This window comes from Salipiger sp. HF18, from assembly GCF_011806505.1.
Lineage (GTDB): Bacteria > Pseudomonadota > Alphaproteobacteria > Rhodobacterales > Rhodobacteraceae > Salipiger > Salipiger thiooxidans.
In genome coordinates this window covers 1-4,311 of the sequence record NZ_JAATOS010000347.1, presented here as the reverse complement: position 1 = coordinate 4,311, position 4,311 = coordinate 1, and the positions used below count along the sequence as shown (strand labels likewise).

Genomic DNA, 4,311 nt, shown 5'->3' with positions numbered 1-4,311 from the left:
CTCGTGCCCGGTGCCGACTGGAGCGAGGCCGCCGAGGGCACCAACGGCATCGGCACCTGCCTTGCCGACCGGCGCCGGGTGACGATCCACCGCGGCGACCACTTCCTTGCCCGCAACATCGGCATGAGCTGCATCGACGCGCCGATCTTCGGTCCCGACGGCGGCGTCGCCGCGGCGCTCGACGTCTCGTCCGCCCGCACCGACCAGACCGAGGGGCTGAACCGGCTGATCGCCGCAACCGTCTCGCAGACTGCCCGCGCCATCGAGGCCGATTTCTTCCGCGCCAGCTTTCCCGCCGCCCGCATCGTGGTCGGCGGCAGCGACGACATGGAGGCCTCGGCCCTGCTCGCCATCGACGCCGACGACCTGGTGATCGGCGCGACCCGCGCCGCGCGCAAGGCCTTCGGGCTCGAGGCCAGGGGCGCGCTGAAACCGCTGCCCGCCGCCGATCTCTTCGGCCGCGACGATGGCCCGGGCGGCTTCGAGCGGGCCGAGCGGGCGGCGCTGGTGCGGGCGCTGGCCCGTGCGGACGGCAACGCCAGCCAGGCAGCGCGGGCGCTCGGGATCGGGCGCGCGACGCTCTACCGCCGGATGAAGCGGCTGGGGCTCGGCGCCTGACCCTTCGCCGGACCTGAGACGCAGCCCCACCGGCGGAGCGCCCGACAAAGCGGCACCGCCGGTGTTTTCGCGTCCCGAACCGCCCGTTCCGGCGTGCATGTCCCCGCGCCCGCCGCTACCGTCCGCCCGATCCCGGGGGCGCGCCCGCCGCCCCCCGCGACAGCGTTCCGGCCCGAGCCGCGGCCATCTGACCCCGTGGCGGGCCCCGTCCGGACGCGCATGAAGACCTCCGCGGGACGGACGCAGCCCCCGTCGCTGCCTTCGCACGTTCAAGACAGGAAGACCTGCATGACCACGACCGAGCAGACGACCGAAAGCGTCCGCGGCGCCCGGCCCTTCGCCACTGCCGCCTTCGCCTTCCTCGTCACCATGATGGGCACCACCATGCCCACGCCGATCTACGCCTTCTATATGCAGGCCTACGGGCTGTCGCAGCTCTGGGTGACGGTGATCTACGCGATCTATGCGGGCGGCGTGGTAGCGGCGCTGCTGATCACCGGCACGTGGTCCGACCAGATCGGGCGCAAGCCGCCGCTCTTCGCGGGCCTCGCCTTCGCGCTGGCCAGCAGCCTGCTCTTTGCCGTCTCGCACGGGCTCGGCCCGATCCTGCTGGCGCGGCTCCTGTCCGGGCTATCGGCCGGGGTCTTCGCCAGCACCGCCACGGCGATGATCATGGACCTCGTGCCGCTGGGGCGCGAGAAGCTCGGCGTGCTGACCGCCACCGCGGCGAACATGGGCGGGCTCGGGCTGGGGCCGATGCTCGCGGGCGTGGTGGCGAACGGCGCGGCGGCACCGATGGTGACGCCCTACCTCATCCACGTCGCCCTGCTCTGCATCGCGGGCCTTCTGCTCGTGACCGTGCCGGAATCCGTCGCGCGGGTCGCCCGCCCGGACCTGTCGCCGCAGCGCCCCGCCCTCCCGCGCGAGGTGGTGCCGGCCTTCATCCCCGCCGCCCTTCTGGCGCTGGCGGCGTTCATGGTGGCGGGGTTCTACTCGGCGGTGGTGCCGGGCTTCCTGTCGAAGGTCATGGGCCTGCACAGCCCCGCGCTTATCGGCGTGCTCACCGGGTTCTTCTTCATCTGCTCGACGCTGGGACAGGCGCTGGCGACGCACCTGCCCGCCCGCGGCCAGCTCGGCCAGTCCTGCGCCATGCTCATCGTCGGCGTCGGCACCGTCGCGGTGGCCTTCCAGGGCGAGTGGCTGGCGCTGCTGACGCTGGGCACGCTGATCACCGGCATGGGCCACGGCTTCGTCTTCCGCAGCGGGCTCGGCGCTCTTGGACAGGCCGCTCCGGCGCACCGGCGGGGCGGGGGCATCCCGCTCTATTTCGGCCTCTGCTACCCCGCCCTCTCGGGGCCCGGGATCGGCGGGGGCCTGCTGAGCGCGGCCCTGCCCCTGAAGCCCGTCAGCGTGGGCTTCGCGGCGCTGTCTGTCGCGTTCAGCTTCGCCGCGCTGCTCTGGCTGCGGCGCGGTGCGGTCGCGAGGCAGTGACCCCAGGTCGTTTCCCATCCGCTTGACTTCCCTCACGAGCGCCGCCTTTCTCGGCGGCGAAAGGCAGGACCCATGACACACACATTCGACCAGGAACTCGAGGACCGCCTCGTCCGCTACGCCGCCATCGACAGCCAGAGCGACGCGGATTCGCCCAGCTCGCCCAGCACCGAGATCCAGTTCGGCATGCTGCGCCTGCTGGAGCAGGAGCTTGGCGAGATCGGCGCCAAGGACGTGCAGGTCACCGAGTACGGCGCCGTGCTCGCCACCATCCCCGGCACCACCGAAGGGCCGACCGTCGGCCTGCTCGCCCATGTCGACACCGCGCCGCAGTTCAACGCCACGGGCGTGAAGCCGAGGGTCGTGAAGGGCTACAACGGCGGCGAGATCACCTACCCCGACGACCCCGCGCTGGTGCTGTCGCCCGAGGAATATCCCTATCTCGCCGAGAAGCGCGGCCATGACATCGTCACCGCCTCGGGCACCACGCTGCTCGGCGCCGACGACAAGGCCGGGGTCGCGATCATCATGACGGCGGCGCGCCACCTGCTCGCCAACCCCGGGATCCCGCACGGGCCGGTGCGCATCGCCTTCACCCCCGACGAGGAGATCGGCCGCGGCGTCGATCCGAATCTGCCCGCCGATCTCGGCGCGGATTTCGCCTACACCTTCGACGGCGGCCGCGTCGGCGAGATCGAATACGAGACCTTTTCGGCCGATGGCGCCGAGGTGCGGATCACCGGCGTTTCGATTCACCCGGGCTTTGCCAAGGGCAAGATGGTCAACGCCATCCACCTCGCCTCGCGCATCGTCGAGACCCTGCCGCAGGCGACCATGACGCCCGAGGTGACCGACGGGCTCGAGGGCTTCGTGCACGCAACCGAAATGACAGGTGGCTCGTCCGAGATGAAGATCAAGTTCATCATCCGCGACTTCGAACGCGAGGGCCTCGCGGCCAAGGGCGAGATGCTGCGGCAGGTCTGTGCCGCGGTGCAGGCCACCGAGCCGCGCGCCACGATCACCTGCGAGATCCGCCCGCAGTACCGCAACATGCGCTACTGGCTCGAAGAGGACATGACGCCGGTGGACCTCGCCCGCGACGCCTGCCGCGACCTGGGTCTCGAACCGGTCTCCGTCCCGATCCGCGGCGGCACCGACGGCTCGCGCCTGACCGAGATGGGGGTGCCAACGCCGAACCTCTTCACCGGCATGCAGAACATCCACGGCCCGCTGGAATGGATCTCGGTGCAGGACATGGCCAAGGCCACCGACCTGTGCCTGACCCTGCTCGGCAAGGCCGCCACGGCGCGTCGCTGACCTCCCCCCCCTCGCGCGGCGGATCGCGGCGCGGGGGCCCTTAGCGGGCCGCAGCTGTCGCCGGGGCCCCGCCCGCGGCGATGGCCAGCCCGTCGACAATGGCGGTGAAGGCACTCTCGGTGCGGATCGCGGCGCCGGGGAAGCGGTCGCGCATCTCGTCGCCCACGAAGCGCATCAGGCTCGAGCCGCCGACCAGCACCACGTCCTCGACCTGCGCAGGCGTCAGCCCCGCCAGCGTCAGCGTCTCGGCCGCCGCCTCGCCCAGCGCGGTGCGGTGGCTTTCGAGCGCCTGCCCGAGATCCTCCTGCGTCAGCCCGGCCGACAGGCCCTTTTCCACCACGTCGAGCAGGATGCGCCCCGCCTGTCCCTCACCGTTGGCGGCGATCTTGCCGCGTTCCACGGCAAAGGCGATCTGGTGGCCGGTCTCGTGCTCGAGCACCGAGCGGAACCGCTCGAGCCGCTCGGGCTCGACCGCCATGCGCGCCATGTCGGCGGCCAGTCGGCGCGTCTCGGGCGCGTAGAGGAACGGGATCTTGGCCCAGCTCGCGAGATCGACGAAGGGCGCGCGCGGGACCGGCAGGCGCCCCTCGCCCATTTCGCGGCGCAGCTCGCCGCCCAGCCCCAGCAAGGGCATCACATGCGCCAGCGACAGCGCCTGGTCGAAATCCGTGCCGCCCAGCCGGATGCCGTGGCTGGAGAGGATCTCGACCTGCCCACCCTCGGCCCGGAACAGCGAGAAATCCGACGTGCCGCCGCCGATGTCGACGATCAGCCCGACCCGGCCCGAAGGCCCCGACCTGTGGCTGGCGATGGCCGCGGCCTCGGGCTCGGCGAGGAACTCCACCGCCTCGAACCCGGCGGCGAGATAGCAGGCCCGCAGGTCCG

The 4,311-nt window shown here is 72.0% G+C and carries 4 protein-coding genes; 3 read left to right on the top strand and 1 reads right to left on the bottom strand.

What is annotated here, in order from left to right:
- The 3 genes from HC022_RS20195 to pepT all read left to right on the top strand — a co-directional run.
- A partial coding sequence (locus tag HC022_RS20195) for a helix-turn-helix domain-containing protein (RefSeq protein WP_303049084.1) occupies nucleotides 1-618 on the top strand: 618 nt, incomplete at its 5' end.
- Nucleotides 619-906: 288 nt separating this feature from the next.
- Nucleotides 907-2,109: an MFS transporter gene (locus HC022_RS20190; RefSeq protein ID WP_167453614.1), complete on the top strand. Its 1,203-nt coding sequence runs from the start codon at nucleotides 907-909 to the stop codon at nucleotides 2,107-2,109.
- 72 nt (nucleotides 2,110-2,181) lie between these two features.
- Entirely contained in the window at nucleotides 2,182-3,426 is a 1,245-nt protein-coding gene (pepT, locus tag HC022_RS20185; protein WP_167453613.1) for a peptidase T, read from the top strand.
- Between the two features lie 40 nt (nucleotides 3,427-3,466).
- On the opposite strand, the gene HC022_RS20180 is transcribed toward pepT, so the two are convergent.
- A partial coding sequence (locus HC022_RS20180; protein ID WP_167453612.1) for an Hsp70 family protein occupies nucleotides 3,467-4,311 on the bottom strand: 845 nt, incomplete at its 5' end.

Excerpts from the sequence above, each read along its gene's own strand:
- HC022_RS20190 (WP_167453614.1), top strand. The coding sequence starts at position 907 with ATGACCACGACCGAGCAGACGACCGAAAGCGTCCGCGGCGCCCGGCCC.
- pepT (WP_167453613.1), top strand. The coding sequence starts at position 2,182 with ATGACACACACATTCGACCAGGAACTCGAGGACCGCCTCGTCCGCTAC.